Annotated in this window: 13 protein-coding genes and 2 tRNA genes; 11 read left to right on the top strand and 4 right to left on the bottom strand. The window is 65.3% G+C overall.

From position 1 onward, the window contains the following. The first annotated feature begins 52 nt into the window (after positions 1–52). From MRBLMS1_RS08365 to MRBLMS1_RS08385, 5 genes are all read left to right on the top strand, one after another. Positions 53–424, top strand: a complete 372-nt coding sequence (locus MRBLMS1_RS08365) for a COG4315 family predicted lipoprotein (RefSeq protein WP_058050557.1) — start codon at positions 53–55, stop codon at positions 422–424. Between the two features lie 21 nt (positions 425–445). Then, a complete protein-coding gene (locus MRBLMS1_RS08370) occupies positions 446–961 on the top strand; it encodes an RNA polymerase sigma factor (RefSeq protein WP_485878828.1) in 516 nt (171 codons plus the stop codon). Continuing rightward, positions 958–1,749: an anti-sigma factor family protein gene (locus tag MRBLMS1_RS08375; RefSeq protein WP_139092317.1), complete on the top strand. Its 792-nt coding sequence runs from the start codon at positions 958–960 to the stop codon at positions 1,747–1,749. The genes MRBLMS1_RS08370 and MRBLMS1_RS08375 overlap by 4 nt, the downstream gene beginning before the upstream one ends. A gap of 150 nt (positions 1,750–1,899) precedes the next feature. Beyond that, positions 1,900–2,376, top strand: a complete 477-nt coding sequence (locus MRBLMS1_RS08380; RefSeq protein ID WP_485878831.1) for a (2Fe-2S)-binding protein — start codon at positions 1,900–1,902, stop codon at positions 2,374–2,376. Beyond that, positions 2,373–4,679, top strand: a complete 2,307-nt coding sequence (locus tag MRBLMS1_RS08385; protein WP_485878833.1) for a xanthine dehydrogenase family protein molybdopterin-binding subunit — start codon at positions 2,373–2,375, stop codon at positions 4,677–4,679. Before MRBLMS1_RS08380 ends, MRBLMS1_RS08385 begins: the two co-directional genes overlap by 4 nt. Here the strand turns inward: MRBLMS1_RS08385 and MRBLMS1_RS08390 are convergent. Further along, positions 4,676–5,869, bottom strand: a complete 1,194-nt coding sequence (locus MRBLMS1_RS08390; protein ID WP_485878835.1) for an MFS transporter — start codon at positions 5,867–5,869, stop codon at positions 4,676–4,678. The two genes, MRBLMS1_RS08385 and MRBLMS1_RS08390, sit on opposite strands and share 4 nt — an antisense overlap. A gap of 110 nt (positions 5,870–5,979) precedes the next feature. Between MRBLMS1_RS08390 and MRBLMS1_RS08395 the strand changes: the two genes are divergently transcribed. Beyond that, positions 5,980–6,768 carry a helix-turn-helix transcriptional regulator gene (locus MRBLMS1_RS08395; protein WP_485878837.1) on the top strand — a complete coding sequence of 263 codons (789 nt, stop codon included), beginning with the start codon at positions 5,980–5,982 and terminating at the stop codon, positions 6,766–6,768. A 70-nt stretch (positions 6,769–6,838) separates the two neighbouring features. Here the strand turns inward: MRBLMS1_RS08395 and MRBLMS1_RS08400 are convergent. Further along, a tRNA-Met gene (locus tag MRBLMS1_RS08400) sits at positions 6,839–6,915 on the bottom strand. 130 nt (positions 6,916–7,045) lie between these two features. Continuing rightward, positions 7,046–7,122 (bottom strand) — tRNA-Met (locus MRBLMS1_RS08405). A gap of 186 nt (positions 7,123–7,308) precedes the next feature. Here MRBLMS1_RS08405 and MRBLMS1_RS08410 point away from each other — a divergent pair. From MRBLMS1_RS08410 to MRBLMS1_RS08420, 3 genes are read left to right on the top strand one after another with little or no spacing between them, the layout of a single operon-like run. Further along, a complete protein-coding gene (locus MRBLMS1_RS08410; RefSeq protein WP_034747557.1) occupies positions 7,309–7,887 on the top strand; it encodes an NUDIX hydrolase in 579 nt (192 codons plus the stop codon). A gap of 11 nt (positions 7,888–7,898) precedes the next feature. After that, positions 7,899–8,615, top strand: coding sequence for a leucyl/phenylalanyl-tRNA--protein transferase (gene aat, locus MRBLMS1_RS08415; protein ID WP_139092322.1), 717 nt, complete (start codon positions 7,899–7,901; stop codon positions 8,613–8,615). 54 nt (positions 8,616–8,669) lie between these two features. Beyond that, complete coding sequence (locus tag MRBLMS1_RS08420; RefSeq protein ID WP_139092323.1) at positions 8,670–9,392, top strand: arginyltransferase; 723 nt, start codon at positions 8,670–8,672, stop codon at positions 9,390–9,392. Between the two features lie 124 nt (positions 9,393–9,516). On the opposite strand, the gene MRBLMS1_RS08425 is transcribed toward MRBLMS1_RS08420, so the two are convergent. Next, entirely contained in the window at positions 9,517–12,828 is a 3,312-nt protein-coding gene (locus MRBLMS1_RS08425) for a S41 family peptidase (RefSeq protein WP_485878839.1), read from the bottom strand. Between the two features lie 203 nt (positions 12,829–13,031). Here MRBLMS1_RS08425 and MRBLMS1_RS08430 point away from each other — a divergent pair, with 203 nt between their 5' ends. Further along, positions 13,032–14,081 carry a quinone-dependent dihydroorotate dehydrogenase gene (locus MRBLMS1_RS08430; protein WP_485878841.1) on the top strand — a complete coding sequence of 350 codons (1,050 nt, stop codon included), beginning with the start codon at positions 13,032–13,034 and terminating at the stop codon, positions 14,079–14,081. Beyond that, a complete protein-coding gene (locus tag MRBLMS1_RS08435) occupies positions 14,081–15,127 on the top strand; it encodes an aldo/keto reductase (RefSeq protein ID WP_128143265.1) in 1,047 nt (348 codons plus the stop codon). The genes MRBLMS1_RS08430 and MRBLMS1_RS08435 overlap by 1 nt, the downstream gene beginning before the upstream one ends. Positions 15,128–15,226 lie beyond the last annotated feature (99 nt).

The following is a 15,226-nucleotide window of genomic DNA, read 5'->3' on the forward strand; positions in this document are numbered from 1 at the left end:
CAGCGGCACGCGTCTATCCCTTGCAAGCCCCCAAAACCTCAAGGAGACCATCATGCGCTTCACCACTTTCGCCGCCACCGCCCTGTTCACCGCCTTGTCCGCCCCGCTGGCCTTCGCCGCCGACGTCATGCCCGCCAACGGCATGCTGGTCAACGCCAGCGGCATGACCGTGTACGTGTTCGACAAGGATGTCGCCGACAGCGGCAAGAGCGCCTGCAGCGGCGGCTGCCTGGTGGCCTGGCCCGCCGTCATCGCCACCGAAGCGGCGCCCGCCGCCCCGTATGGCAGCATCAAGCGCGAAGACAACGGCGCCATGCAGCTGACCTACAAGGGCAAGCCCCTGTACCTGTACAAGGAAGACAAGAAGCCGGGCGACGTGGCCGGCGACAATTTCAAGAACGTGTGGCACGTCGTCAAGCCGTAAGCAGCCCTTCCCGCCGCCACGATGACCTCGCAAGACGATAGCCGCCAGCTGCAAGCGTGCCTGCCCGGCCTGCGCCGCTATGCGCGCGCGCTGGCGGGCGCCCTGCATGCGGACGACCTGGTGCAGGACACCGTGGAGCGGGCGTGGCGCAAGCTGGATCAACGAAGCGGCGAGATGCGGCCCTGGCTGTTTTCCATCATGCACAACCTGCACGTGGATCAGTTGCGCCGTCCCGGCCTGGCGCTGCAGAAACTCGACGACGACACCCTGCTGCCCGCACCCGAGCGCGCGCCCGGGCAAGCCATCGCCATCGGCGAAATGGATGCGGCGCTGGCCCGCTTGCCGCTGGGACAGCGTGAAGTGATCCTGCTCGTCGCGCTCGAACAGATGCCGTACGAGCAGGTGGCGGCTACCCTGGGCATCCCCGTCGGCACCGTGATGTCGCGTTTGTCGCGCGGGCGCGACCGGCTGCGCGAACTGCTCGACGGCCGCCCCGCCGGCAGCCATGGCGCCCCCACCCTGAAAGTCGTGAAATGACAACGCAAGCCATCAGCGAAGCGCAATTGCACGCCCTGGCCGACGGCGTCCTGCCCGAGGAACAGCGCGCGGCCATCGACGCCCACCTGCGCGCGCATCCCGACGATGCCGCCAGGGTCGACGCCTGGCGCGAACAGAACCGGCAACTGCGCGCCCTGTTCGATCCTGTGCGGGATGAAGCCGTGCCCCCGGCGCTGCTGCAATCAACATCGCCAGCGGCGGCGAACGGCGCCTGGCAGCGCCCCGCCATGCAGGCGGCAGCGGCCGTCGTGCTGGTGCTTGCCGGCGGCATGGGCGGCTGGCTGCTGCGCGGCGATGCCGGCGATGGCGCGACAGCCAGCGCCAGCCCGATGTCCCTGGCGCGCAGCGCCGCCATCGCCCATGCCGTCTACACACCCGAAGTGCGACACCCTGTGGAAGTGGGTGCGGAACAGGAGGCGCACCTGGTGCAATGGCTGTCGAAACGCCTGGGCACGAAATTGCAGCCGCCCGCGCTGTCGCCGCTCGGTTATCACCTGATCGGCGGGCGCTTGCTGCCCGGCGATGGCGACGGCCCCGTGGCGCAATTCATGTATGAAGATGGCGGTGGCAAGCGCCTGACCCTGTACGTGGCGAAAGAACGGGCCGGCAGGCAGGAAACGGCTTTCCACTACACGCAAGAGAAGGAGTTAAGCGTGTTTTACTGGATCGACGGCCAGCTCGGTTATGCCCTCTCGGCGAACCTGCCCAAACAGGAACTGGGCAAGATCGCCGGCGCCGTGTACGCGCAGCTGGAACAGCCACGCTGAATCAGGCCGGCATGAAAGCAGCCGCTGGCCGACATCGCCCCCACGCCCTGCAGCGCAGGGCGGCTGATGCTACCATCCCATACTGATGAGCTAATCCGTTTGGCGGATGGCCGTCGCGCTTTCCGCACCATCCCCCACAGAGGAATACACATGACGACCCTGACCATCAATGGCAAACAGCACGCGCTTGCCCTGCCTGAAGACACGCCCCTGCTGTGGGCCTTGCGCGACGAACTGGGCATGACCGGCACCAAATTCGGCTGCGGCATGGCCCTGTGCGGCGCATGCACCGTGCACCTCGATGGTGTAGCCATCCGCTCCTGCGTGACGCCGGTGTCGGCCGCCGCCGGCAAGAAGATCACCACCATCGAAGCCGTGGGCGAAGACAAGGTCGGCCTGGCGCTGCAGCAAGCGTGGCAGGAACACGGCGTGCCCCAATGCGGCTACTGTCAGGCCGGGCAGATCATGTCGGCCACGGCCCTGCTGCACAAGACGCCCAAGCCGAACGACCAGCAAATCCGCGAAGCGATGAGCGGCAATATCTGCCGCTGCGGCACCTACACGCGCATCCATGCAGCCATCAAGCAGGCCTCGGCCAGCATCAACGCAAAAGGAGCGGCCAAATGAGCATCCATGACACTCCCGCCGTCCATTCGCCCGCGCGGCGCAACTGGCTCAAGGCCGCCGGCGCGCTGGCCGGTCTGACTCTGGTGGCAGGCCCTTCCGGCCTCGTGATGGCGGCCGACGCCGTCAAATATGGCGGCGACAAGATGGCCGGCGGCGTGGTCGACGACAGCCTGGTCTTCCTGTCGGTGGCCGCCGACGGCATCGTCACCATCGTGGTGCACCGTTCCGAAATGGGCCAGGGCATCCGCACCAGCCTGCCCATGGTGGCGGCCGACGAACTGGGCGCCGACTGGGCGCAGGTGCGCGTGCAGCAGGCGCCCGCCGACGAAGCGCGCTACGGCAGCCAGGATACGGACGGTTCGCGCAGCATGCGCCACTCGTTCCGCGCCATGCGCCACGTGGGCGCCACGGCGCGCCTGATGCTGGAAACGGCGGCCGCCGTGCGCTGGGATGTGCCCGTCACCGAGGTCAAAGCCGTCAATCATGCGGTCGTGCATGCGGCCAGCGGACGCTCGCTGTCGTTCGGCGCGCTGGCCGAGGAAGCGGCCAAATTGCCGGTGCCGCCACGCGCGCGCATCAGCCTGAAAACGGCGGACGAGCTGCGCTATATCGGCCAGACCAGCACGCGCGGCATCGACCTGCGCGACATCGTCACGGGCAATACCCACTTCGGCATCGACACGCGCCTCGATGGCATGGCGTATGCCGTCATCGCCCGTCCACCCGTCTTCGGCGGCAAGCTGAAAAGCGTGGACAAGACGGCGGCCCTGAAAGTGCCGGGCGTGCTGCGCATCGTCGAACTGGCAGGCAGCCCGCCGCCGGCCATGTTCAATCCGCTGGGCGGCGTGGCCGTCATCGCGCGTAACACCTGGGCGGCCATCAAGGGCCGCGAAGCGCTGGTGCTGGAATGGGACGACGGCCCGAACGGCAGCTATGATTCGAAAGCCTTCCGCAAGACCCTGGAAGCGGCCGTGCGCCAGCCGGCCAGCCCGGCGCGCGACCAGGGCAAGACGGTGGCCACCCTGGCCGCCGCTTCCGCCGCGCGCAAACTCAGCGCCGAATACTATCTGCCCCACCTGGCCCACGCCACCATGGAGCCGCCCGCCGCCACCGTGCGCATCGCCGGCGGCAAGGCCGAAGTGTGGGCCTGCGTGCAGGCGCCGCAAGCGACGCGCAGCAACGTGGCCAAGGCCCTGGGCTTGTCGTACGACGACGTCACCGTCCACGTGACCCTGCTGGGCGGCGGCTTCGGGCGCAAATCGAAACCCGATTTCGCCGTCGAGGCGGCGCTGCTGTCGAAAGCCATGGATGGCGCGCCCGTCAAGCTGACGTGGACGCGCGACGACGACTTGCAGCACGATTACCTGCACACGGTGTCCGTCGAACGGCTGGAAGCGTCGCTGGACGCGAAAGGCATGCCGACGGCCTGGCTGCACCGCACTGCCGCCCCCACCATCACCTCGACCTTTGCCGCCGGCGCAAACAAGCAGGCGCCGTTCGAGCTGGGCATGTCGGCCATCAACGTGCCGTTCGCCATTCCGAACATCCGCGTCGAAGTGCCCGAGGTGCAGGCCCACACGCGCATCGGCTGGTTCCGTTCCGTGTCGAACATCCCGCACGCGTTTGCCATCCAGTCGTTCACGGCCGAACTGGCCCACGCGGCAAAAAAGGATCACCGCGACTACCTGCTGGCGCTCTTGGGCCCCGCGCGCAAGATCAACCCGGCCGACCTGTCCGATGGCTGGAACTATGGCGAAGACCCGGCGAAGTATCCGGTCGATATCGGCCGCATGCGCCACGTGATCGAGCTGGCGACAGCCAAGGCGGGCTGGGGCCGCAAGCTGCCCAAGGGACGGGGGCTGGGCCTGGCCGTGTCCTACAGTTTCGTCACCTATGTGGCGGCCGTGATCGAAGTGGAGATCAATGCGGCCGGCGAAGTCATCGTGCCGAGAGTCGACATCGCCATGGATTGCGGCCCGCAGATCAACCCGGACCGCGTGCGCTCGCAAATCGAGGGCGCCTGCATCATGGGCCTGTCGCTGGCCATGAGCGGCGAGATCAGTTTTAAAAATGGCCGGGTCGAGCAAAGCAATTTCCACGACTACGCCGTGCTGCGCGCCGCCGACGCGCCGCGCGTGATCCACACGCACCTGGTGCCGGGCACCCTGGACATGGAGCTCGGCGGCGTGGGCGAACCGGCCACGCCGCCGATCGCCCCGGCCCTGTGCAACGCCATCTTCGCCGCCACGGGCAAGCGCATCCGCGCCCTGCCCGTGGGCATGCAGCTGGCGAAGAAGCGCTAGGACCGTCGCGCGGCAGGCAACTGCAGCAGCAATGCCGCAGTGGCGACCAAGGCGGCGCCTGCCGCCAGCAGCCACATCGGCCAGTTGAGCAGGAGCAGCACCCCGCCCATGGCGGCGCCGATGGCGCTGCCCAGGTACAGCGCCGACTCGTTGAGGGCGATGGCCAGGTTGCCGTCGCCCTGCCGCGCGCGCACGGCCAGCAGCTGCTGGTTTTGCGGCACTTGCAGGGCCCAGCCAGCCGCGCCCCACAGCGCGATCGGCGCCAGCATCAGCCAGGCCGACCAGCCAGCAGCCAGCGGCAGCGCGCACAAGGCCAGCGCCAGCAGCAGCAAGATGCAGCAGGTCAGTTTCGGCGCCGCCACCTTGTCCGCCCATGGCCCGACCAGCACACTGCCCACGATCCCTCCCACGCCCCACGCCCACAGGAAGGGCGTGGCGGACATCGCCGCCCCCTGCGCGGACCACGCCAGCAGCGGCGCGATAAACGTGTACATGCCCAGGCTGGCGATGGCCGCCAGCAAGGACACGAGCAAAATGGCCAGCACCTGCCCATCGGCCAGCAAGGCCAGCTTGCGGCGCAGAGAAATCGCCGGTGCCGCCGGCAGCGCGGGCAGCTGCCACAGCAAGCCCGCCAGCGCCAGCCCGCCCAAAAGAGTCACCAGCCACAGGGCCGCCGTCCAGCCCAGCTGCTGCGCCAGCAGCAAGCTCAATGGCACGCCCAGCACCGTGCCGCCCGCCATGCCGCCCATGATCACGCCGATGGCCTTGCCCCGCTGCTGCTGCGCCGACACGCCCGCCGCCGCCGCGATACCGAGCGCCAGATAGACGCCCGCACCGATGCCCGCAATGGCGCGCCATGCGAGCAAACCGCTGAAACCGGACGCCAGCGCGCTGGCCCCGTTCGCCAGCACGAACACGGCCAGCGCGATCAGGAGGCCGGAGCGCTGCGCGCGCGCCGGCAGCAAGGCCACGGCCAAGGGCGAGCCGAGGCCATAGGCCAGGGTGAACGCCGTCACCAGTTGCGCGGCCATCGCCAGCGAGATGGAAAACGCGCCGGCGATCATCGGCATCAAGCCCGCCGTCACATACGACGCCATGCCCAGCGCGAACGCGCCCACGGCGATCAGGTAGACGGCGGCGGGAAGCGCGGTAGTGTCAACTGCGGGGGTGCTGCGGAAAGAGTCAGACATGGGCAAGCCTTCGGAAAGAAAGCAGGCATTCTGGAATACAATATAAACAATTACAATTTAACTGTTTATGCTATTACTGATAGCAACAGGCTCACCGGAAAGACAGCACCATGCGCACCTTGCAACGCACCCGCCACGAACTGGCCGCCTACCTGCAGGTGCGGCGCGCGCGGCTGTCGCCGGAAGACGTGGGTTTGCCCGGCGGCGGACGGCGCAGGACACCGGGCTTGCGCCGCGAAGAAGTGGCGGCGCTGGCCGGCGTGGGGCTGACCTGGTACACATGGCTCGAGCAGGGGCGCGACATCGGCGTCTCGAGCGCCTTCCTCGACAAGCTGGCCGAAGTGCTGAAACTGGACGCGGCAGAACGCCGCCATCTGTTCCTGCTCGCGCATGCGCGTCCGCCAGCCGAAGAAGGCAAGACGTTTTGCGTGGTGCCGCCGCTGGTGCGCCGCCTGATGCACGAGCTGGCGCATCCGGCCTATGTGCTCAACCTGCGCTGGGACGTACTGGCGTTCAATGCGGACGCGGACGCGCTGTTCGGCTTCGCCGCGCATGCCGCCTCGCGCCGCAATCTGCTATGGCTGTTGTTTACCGACCCGCTGCTGCGCGCACGCTTCACGGTCTGGGAAGAGCAGGCGCCGCTGATGCTGTCGAGCTTTCGCCGCGACTACGCGCGCGCCACGCAGGAAGCGGACATCCACGCGCTGGTGCAGGAACTGGAAAAAGTCTCGCCCGAATTCAAGCGATGGTGGCGCCGCCACGATGTGCATGCGCCGTGTGCAGGCGTGCGCCAGCTGACAATCGACGGCGAGCAGGTCGCCTATGAGCACACCTCGCTGACCATCGATGCGGACCGCCACTTGCGCCTGATCGTGTATGCGCGCCAGATGCCGGAGTAAACGGGGCGCACCACGGGGCGCACAACGAAAAAACCGCTGGCTCTCTTGCGAGGAACCAGCGGCTTCGAATTGGTTGCGGGGACAGGATTTGAACCTGTGACCTTCGGGTTATGAGCCCGACGAGCTGCCAGACTGCTCCACCCCGCAGGCGAATTATATACCAGTTTGCTGCACTGCGGGGAGCTAATCGCGGCAGGCGGCTGGAAGAGCTGCATGGGGCGGCTTGAGAATGAAAAAAGCCGCTGATCTTTTGCAAGTATCAGCGGCTTTCCGGTATTGGTTGCGGGGACAGGATTTGAACCTGTGACCTTCGGGTTATGAGCCCGACGAGCTGCCAGACTGCTCCACCCCGCACAAGAATTATAAGGGCAAACGGGTGGCTTAGGCAATAGCTATCTTAAATTCAACCGTAATAGACCAATCTAATGAATACCCGGGTGGCATGAGCGGCAGCCAATCGTGCCTGCGCTGCTCGCCACGCGGCACGCAATCGGTGTACAGTAAGCGTTACACCAGACACCCATTTTCCTAAGCCTGCCCATGAAATTCTGCTCCGAATGCGCCCATCCTGTCAGCCTGTCCATTCCGGAAGGCGACAACCGTCCGCGCTATGTGTGCGCCAACTGCGACGCCATCCATTACCAGAACCCGAAAATGGTGGTCGGCTCGATTCCCGTCTGGGAAGAAGATGGGCAGCTGCAGGTCTTGCTGTGCAAGCGGGCCATCGAGCCGCGCCTAGGCTACTGGACCTTGCCGGCCGGCTTCATGGAAAACGATGAAACAACGTCCGACGCGGCCGAACGCGAAACGGTGGAGGAAGCGGGCGCGAATATCGAACTGGGTCCCCTGTTCTCGCTGCTGAACGTGCAGCGCGTGCACCAGGTGCACCTGTTCTACCTGGCGCGTTTGCGCGACCTCGATTTCGCGCCCGGCATCGAAAGCCTGGACGTGCAGCTGTTTACGGAAGCGCAGATTCCCTGGGATGACCTGGCCTTCCCCACCATCCGCGCCACCCTGGAACTGTTCTTTGCCGACCGCGTGAAAATCCGCGAAGGCGGCAGCTATGGCGTCCATACGGGCGACATCACGCGCCCGATGGCCCGCGCGGACGCAGAATAAGCAACCGCCGCATGATTCCCTGGCTCGACATCCACACCCCGTTCCCCGACGTCTCGCACGCCCTGACCGACGAGGCGCCCGGCCTGCTGGCGGCCGGCGCCGACCTGTCGCCCGCGCGCCTGCTCGACGCTTACCGGCGCGGTATCTTTCCCTGGTTTTCCGAAGGCCAGCCCATACTGTGGTGGAGCACCGATCCGCGCATGGTGCTGATGACGGAAGACTTCAAGGTGTCCGACAGCCTGGCCAAGGCGATCCGCAAGGTCGAGCGCAGCGCCGCCACGGACGGGCGCTGGCAGTTGCGCTTCGACGGCGATTTCGAGGCCGTCATGCGCGCCTGCGCGGCGCCGCGCAAGGATGGCCCGGGCACCTGGATTTCGGACGAAATCATCGCCGGCTATACGGGCTTGCACAAGCTGGGCTACGCGCATTCGTCGGAACTGTGGTTTGACGGTGAACTGGTGGGCGGCGCGTATGGCGTGTCGATCGGCCGCATGTTCTATGGCGAATCGATGTTCGCCCGCGTTTCCGATGGCTCGAAGATCGCGCTGGCCCACCTCGTACGGTTTTTGCAGGCGCGCGGCGTGGCCATGATTGACTGCCAGCAAGAAACGAAACACCTGGCCTCGCTGGGCGCGGCGCCCATTTCGCGCGCACGCTTCCTGGCCCATGTAAGGGTCGCCATTGAAGCAGCGCAAATCACCGATTGGCATGCTGCGCCACCGGCGTAAAAAAGCTATGATAGCTCAAGGCACACCGCCGCGGACAGACCAGACAGGATCAGCATGACGCACCTGAACGAACTACCGTTTGCCACCCTGCAGTTCTATACGACGGCACCGTACCCGTGCAGCTACCTGGACGACCGCCAGGCCCGCTCGCAGGTGGCCACGCCTTCGCACCTGATCAACAGTGACGTGTATTCGGAACTGGTGCGCAACGGCTTTCGCCGCAGCGGCATTTTTACCTACCGCCCGTATTGCGACGGCTGCCAGGCCTGCATCCCCGTGCGCGTGGTGACGGGCGAGTTCACGCCCAACCGCAACCAGCGCCGCGCCTGGAGCCGGCACGCCGGCCTGCAGGCGGGCGTGGCCACCCTGTCCTTCCTCGACGAACACTACGAACTGTATCTGCGCTACCAGAGCACGCGCCACGCGGGCGGCGGCATGGACCAGGATAGCCGCGACCAGTACGCGCAATTCCTGCTGCAAAGCCGGGTCAACACGCGCCTGGTGGAATTTCGCGATGCCGACGGCATCCTGCGCATGGTCAGCATCATCGACGTGCTGGCCGACGGCCTGTCGTCCGTCTACACTTTTTTCGACCCGGACGTGCCGGGCGCCTCGTACGGCACCTACAACGTACTGTGGCAGATCACCCAGGCGCGCGAGCTGGGGCTGCCGTATGTGTATCTCGGCTACTGGATCGAACAGAGCCCGAAGATGGCTTATAAAATCAATTTCAAACCGCTGGAAGCGAGGATCAAAGGACAGTGGGTGGTGATGTAAAACCAAGCGCATGTCGCTGGGAGGGCAGTTGGTAGGTCGGATTAGCGCGCAAGCGCGTAATCCGACACCACCGGCGGCGCCAACAATATTGTCGGATTACGCTCCGCTAATCCGACCTACTCTTTCACTTGCTCTTGTCCGGAAACGCCGGACGCTTGGGCAACACGGGCGGGTTCTTCGCCAGTTCGGCCTGTATCACTTCGATCGCTTTTTCCAGCTGCGGATCGCGGCCGGCGATGACGTCGGCCGGCGTTTGCTCGACTTCGATATCGGGCGGCACGCCTTCGTTTTCCACGCCCCAGCCGTTCTCTCGCGTCCAGAACGCCAGGTTTGGCGCCGTGATGAAGCCGCCATCCATCAGCACGGGGAAGCCGAGCACGCCCACCAGGCCGCCCCACGTGGCCTTGCCGATCAGCGGGCCCATGTTATTTTTGCGGAACATCCACGGCAGCAGGTCGCCGCCCGAACCGGCCGTCTCGTCGATCAGCATGGCGCGCGGACCCTGGATCGAGGCGGACGGCGTCTTCATGTCGGCGCCATAGCGCATGGTCCACCAGGCGATTTCCTTCTTCTGCAGGATCTCGATGTAGTAATCGGCCACGCTGCCGCCGCCATTGAAACGCTCGTCGACGATGATGGCCTGCTTGTCCGCCTGCGGGAAGAAATAGCGCTTGAAGTAGGTGTGGCCCAGGCCCGCCGTATTCGGCACGTACACGTAGGCCACCTTCCCGCCCGTCGCGGCATTGACCTTGCGCATATTGCCTTCGATCCAATCGCGGTTGCGCAAGGCGTCCTCGGTGGGCACGGGCACGACGGTGATCGTGCGCGCGCCCTTGCCGTCGGCCGACGGCCCCACAGTCAGGTCGATGGCCTTGCCGGCCGTGTTCTCGAAGGCGCTGTACAAGTTGGTGGGCGGTGCCAGCGGGCGACTGTCGACGGCCAGCAGGTATTCGCCCGCCTTGACGTTCAGTCCCGGCTCCGTCAGCGGCGCGCGCAGGGCCGGGTTCCAGTTCAAGCCGCCATACACTTTCTTGAAGCGGTAATGGCCATCGCTCACGTCATAATCGGCGCCCAGCAAGCCCCCCGGTACCTTCTTCGCCTCGATAAAATCGTCGCCGCCACCACCGCGGTGATGGCCCACGGCCAGCTCGCTGCACATCCACTGGATCAGGCGATTCAGGTCTGCTCGGCTCGACAGTTCGGGCAGGAACACGGCGTACTTGTCGCGCATGGCCTTCCAGTCCACGCCATGCATGCCCGGGTCATAAAAGTAATCGCGGTTGATGCGCCATACTTCATTGAAAATCTGCGTCCATTCGGCGCGTGGATCGGCTTTTACTTCGATGGCGTCGACCTTGATCTTGCCCTCGCCCGGCGCCAGCAGCTTGCCCGTGGCGGACCCCATGGCCCAGTTGTCCTTCTGGCGGTACAGCAGCTTCTTGCCGTCGGCCGACACTTCGAAATCGTCGGCTTCGGCCACCACGGTTTCCGCCTTGCGCTCCTTCAGATCGAAGCGCTGCACGGCCTTCTTGCCATCGCTTTCGCGCAGCAAAAAGATCTGCCCCGCGGCGCCGGCAGCCAGGCTGGAAAACTGCGCGGCCGGCAGCGGCAAGTCGACGATGCGCGTGGCGATGCCGTCGAAGTCGATGCTGATCGGCGCCACCGGTGCGACTACCACTTTCGGATCATCGCGGCCCGTCTTCGGATCGATCTTCGGTTCAGTCTTCGGCTCCGCTTCCGCCTTCGCCGTATCTTTTTTGCTCTCCGCGCTGACGGCCTTTTCCTCGTCGCTTTCCTTGATCAGGGGCGACGGCAAGTCGCGCCGCAACACGGCCATCCACACGGTGCGCGTCACCAGATTGTCTTCGTTCTGCTGCGAGAACCAGTTGTTGCTGGGCCCCGCATTCGTGGAAGCGAAGAAATACAGGTACTTGCCGCTCTTGTCGAACACAGGTTCGGCCACGTCGGACAGGCCGTCGGTCACGGGCATCGATTTGTTCTGCTCGACGGAATAAATGTAGGCGCTGCGCGTGTAGGTGGGCGAGTTGAGCGTGTAGGCCAGCCAGCGCGAATCAGGCGCCCATGAGGCGCGCATGCTCTTGTCGACGCCATACATCGGTTCCGTGGCGACCTTCTGCACCTTGCCCGTGCCGACGTCGATCACATACATGCTCCAGCCATTGTCGGCAAACGCAATCTTCCTGCTGTCGGGCGACCAGACAGCATTGTCATAGAAGCCGCTGCCATTGAGCTTGAACTTGCGCACCGCGCCCTTGCCATCCTGCGCCCGCACATGCAGTTCATACTCGCCCGACTCGTCCGAGAAATACGCGACCGAGCGGCCATCGGGCGACCAGATCGGCGTGCGCTCGTGGGCGCCGGCCGTCTGCGTCAGGTTGCGCACGTCGCCCTTGTCGGCGGGGATGGTGACGATCTCGCCCCGGTACTCGAAGGCGATGCGCGCACCCGACGGCGAGATCGACGCGTCGCGGATGTATTTCGCATTCTTGACCCAGCGGGGGCGCGTCTGTCCCAGGTCGCTGGCCACGGCGATGGTCAGCTTGTGCGCCTGGCCGCTGGCGATGTCGAACGCGTGCAGATAGCCGGCCTGCTCGTAGACAATGGTGCCGTTCGCGGCCGACGCGTTCAGCACGGGGAAATCCGCATGCCGCGTCAGCTGGCGCACGGCCTTGCTCTTGACGTCATACGCAAACAGGTTGAATTCGCCGTTGCGGTCCGAGCGGAAGTACACGGTGTCGCCTATCCACATCGGGTCGACGTCGTTCGAGCGCGTCGTCGGCTGGGGGATTTTTTCAATCGACTTGTCGCTTGACGAAAACAGCCACAGCCAGGAATTGGTGCCGCCCCGGTAGCGCTTCCACTGCTTGAAGGCTGGCGCCAGCGGGTTGTAGGCGATGCGCTTGCCATCGGGCGAATACGTGGCGCGCGAGGCATTCGGAATTTCCAGCTGCGTTTCCACGCCGCCCGCCACGGGCACCGTAAACAGTTTCTGGAAGCGGTTATTGAAGGCGGCGCGGGGCGAGGTAAACATCACGGCCTGGCCATCGGGCGTGAACGACTGCGCCAGGTCCGCGCCCGGGTGGAAGGTCAGGCGGCGCGGCACGCCGCCGGCCGCCGCGATCACATACACGTCGACATTGCCGTCGATATTCGCGCTATACGCGATCAGGCTGCCGTCGGGAGAGAACACGGGGTTGGACTTGTCGCCCAGGTCGGAGGTCAGGCGCCGCGCGCCGCCGCCATCGAGGTTGGACAGCCACAAATCTCCCGCATAGATGAAGGCGATGTGGCGGCTGGAGACGGCCGGTTCGCTCAGCATGCGGGTGTCTTGCGTATTGGGCAGGGCCAGGGCCGGGTGGCTCAGCAGCAGTGCGCTGGCGGCCGCGATGGCCGTCAAGATGCGTGTCTTTTTCAATCGATGTCTCGCTTATGAAGTCAACAGAACAGAGAAAAAACAGAAAGGTCCGCGGCCCAATGCAAATTATGAATGAATCAATGTTGCTTTAGACCAAAGAGAACTATACACCCGGCAGCCGCGCGGAACACGGTAAAATACGGCACTTATTTCGCGCGCCGCCAGCCATTCCCGGCGGCCCGCACACCTACTCAAAGCGCCCCATGTCTGAAAAATTCCTGTACTCCCTCGCCCGCCCGCTGCTGTTCTCGATGGATGCCGAAGCGGCCCACCATCTGACCCTGCCCGCCCTGAAACGCGCCAGCGCGCTGGGCCTGACGAAGCTGGCCGGCAAACCGGCGGCGGATCCGCGCACGGTGATGGGCATCACCTTCCCCAACCCGGTCGGCCTGGCCGCTGGCCTGGACAAGGATGGCACCTACATCGACGCGCTGGCCGACCTGGGCTTCGGTTCCATCGAAGTGGGCACCGTCACGCCGCGCGCACAGGCGGGCAATCCGAAACCGCGCATGTTCCGCCTGCCGCAGGCGCAGGGCATCATCAACCGCATGGGTTTCAATAATGGCGGCGTCGACGCGTTTGTCGCCAACGTGCAGGCGTCGAAGTTCTACCAGGACCGCGCCGGCGTGCTGGGTCTGAACATCGGCAAGAACGCCGACACGCCCATCGAGCGCGCGGCCGACGACTACCTGCTGTGCCTGGAAAAAGTCTACCCGTATGCCAGCTATGTGACGGTGAACATCTCGTCGCCGAACACCAAGAATTTGCGCCAGCTGCAGGGCGCGTCCGAACTCGACGCCCTGCTGTCGCAGCTCAAGGAAGCCCAGGCGCGTCTGGCGGACAAACACAAACGCTACGTGCCGCTGGCCCTGAAAATCGCGCCGGACATGGATGGCGAACAGGTGAAAAGCATCGCCGAGTCGCTCACGCGCCACCAGATCGACGGCGTCATCGCCACCAACACGACCCTGTCGCGCAGCGCCGTCGAAGGCATGCCGCACGGCGCCGAAGCGGGCGGCCTGTCGGGCGCGCCCGTGTTCGAGCTGTCGAACAATGTCATCCGCTTGCTGAAGGCGGAACTGGGCGACGCGCTGCCCATCATCGGCGTGGGCGGCATCATGCAGGGCAAGGATGCTTTGGCCAAGCTCGAGGCGGGCGCGCAGCTGGTGCAGCTGTACAGCGGTCTGATTTACGCGGGCCCCGCGCTGATCAAGGATTGCGCCCGCGCGCTGCGCGGCAAGCAGCCGAAATGATCGACAAGGTCAAGCTGGGCTCCAGCAGCCTGGAAGTGAGCACGATCTGCCTGGGCACGATGACCTTCGGCGAGCAAAATAGCGAAGCCGAAGCGCACAGCCAGCTCGATTACGCGCTCGAACGCGGCATCAACTTCATCGACACGGCCGAGATGTATCCGGTGATGGCCAGCGCGCAAACGCAGGGCAGCACCGAGCGCTACATCGGCAGCTGGCTGAAGAAAAGCGGCAAGCGCGGCCAGATCGTGCTGGCCAGCAAGGTGGCCGGGCCGAACTCGCGCATGCACTGGATACGCAATGGCAAGACGGACCACGACGCAGTCAACATCCGCGCCGCCGTCGAGGACAGCCTGCGCCGGCTGCAGACAGAGCACATCGACCTGTATCAGTTGCACTGGCCCAGCCGCAACCTGCCCATCTTCGGCGCCAGCGTGTACAACCCGCGCAAGGAACACGCGTCGGTCGCCATCGAAGACACGCTGGCCGTGCTGGGCAAGCTGGTCGACGAAGGCAAGATCGGCCACATCGGCGTGTCGAACGAATCGTCGTGGGGCGTGTGCGAATACATCAAGCAGGCCGAGCTGAAGGGCTTGCCGCGCATCGCCTCGGTCCAGAACCTGTACAACCTGACGGCGCGCCATTTCGAGACGAGCTTGCTCGACGAGACCTGCCACCGGGAAAATGTCAGCTTGCTGGCCTACAGCCCGCTGGCGTTCGGCCAGCTGACGGCGAAATACCTCGACGATCCTCAAGCCAGGGGCCGTTTGACGATTTTCCCGCCCGGCTGGAGTCCACGCTACGTGCGCCCCGCAACCATAGCGGCAGCCGCCCAGTATGCGGCGCTGGCCCGCGCGCACGGCTTGACGCCGGCGCAGCTGGCGCTGGCCTGGTGCTACTCGCGCTGGTTCGTGGCCTCGACCATCATCGGCGCCACCAGCGTGGCGCAGTTGCAGCAAAATATCGACGCCCATCAAGTCAGCCTGTCGCCAGAACTGGTAGCGGCCGTCGACGCCATCCACGCCAGCCTGCCCAACCCTGGGCAGTAAGCGCGCTCCGTCTGGCGGCGCAGGCCGCCGCCAGGCTCACCACTCTCATCGCAACTAGTCGTATTTATACAACAGCTGGCAATTTACTGCTGTGCAGCA

Source organism: Massilia sp. LMS1-1-1.1, from assembly GCF_040815535.1.
Lineage (GTDB): Bacteria > Pseudomonadota > Gammaproteobacteria > Burkholderiales > Burkholderiaceae_D > Janthinobacterium > Janthinobacterium aestuarii.

What these genes read in the sequence shown, in the direction of transcription:
- MRBLMS1_RS08430 (WP_485878841.1), top strand. Translation starts at nt 13,032, where the DNA reads ATGTCTGAAAAATTCCTGTACTCCCTCGCCCGCCCGCTGCTGTTCTCG.
- MRBLMS1_RS08380 (WP_485878831.1), top strand. Translation starts at nt 1,900, where the DNA reads ATGACGACCCTGACCATCAATGGCAAACAGCACGCGCTTGCCCTGCCT.
- MRBLMS1_RS08385 (WP_485878833.1), top strand. Translation starts at nt 2,373, where the DNA reads ATGAGCATCCATGACACTCCCGCCGTCCATTCGCCCGCGCGGCGCAAC.
- MRBLMS1_RS08410 (WP_034747557.1), top strand. Translation starts at nt 7,309, where the DNA reads ATGAAATTCTGCTCCGAATGCGCCCATCCTGTCAGCCTGTCCATTCCG.
- MRBLMS1_RS08395 (WP_485878837.1), top strand. Translation starts at nt 5,980, where the DNA reads ATGCGCACCTTGCAACGCACCCGCCACGAACTGGCCGCCTACCTGCAG.
- aat (WP_139092322.1), top strand. Translation starts at nt 7,899, where the DNA reads ATGATTCCCTGGCTCGACATCCACACCCCGTTCCCCGACGTCTCGCAC.
- MRBLMS1_RS08365 (WP_058050557.1), top strand. Translation starts at nt 53, where the DNA reads ATGCGCTTCACCACTTTCGCCGCCACCGCCCTGTTCACCGCCTTGTCC.
- MRBLMS1_RS08375 (WP_139092317.1), top strand. Translation starts at nt 958, where the DNA reads ATGACAACGCAAGCCATCAGCGAAGCGCAATTGCACGCCCTGGCCGAC.
- MRBLMS1_RS08390 (WP_485878835.1), bottom strand. Translation starts at nt 5,869, where the DNA reads ATGTCTGACTCTTTCCGCAGCACCCCCGCAGTTGACACTACCGCGCTT.
- MRBLMS1_RS08370 (WP_485878828.1), top strand. Translation starts at nt 446, where the DNA reads ATGACCTCGCAAGACGATAGCCGCCAGCTGCAAGCGTGCCTGCCCGGC.
- MRBLMS1_RS08420 (WP_139092323.1), top strand. Translation starts at nt 8,670, where the DNA reads ATGACGCACCTGAACGAACTACCGTTTGCCACCCTGCAGTTCTATACG.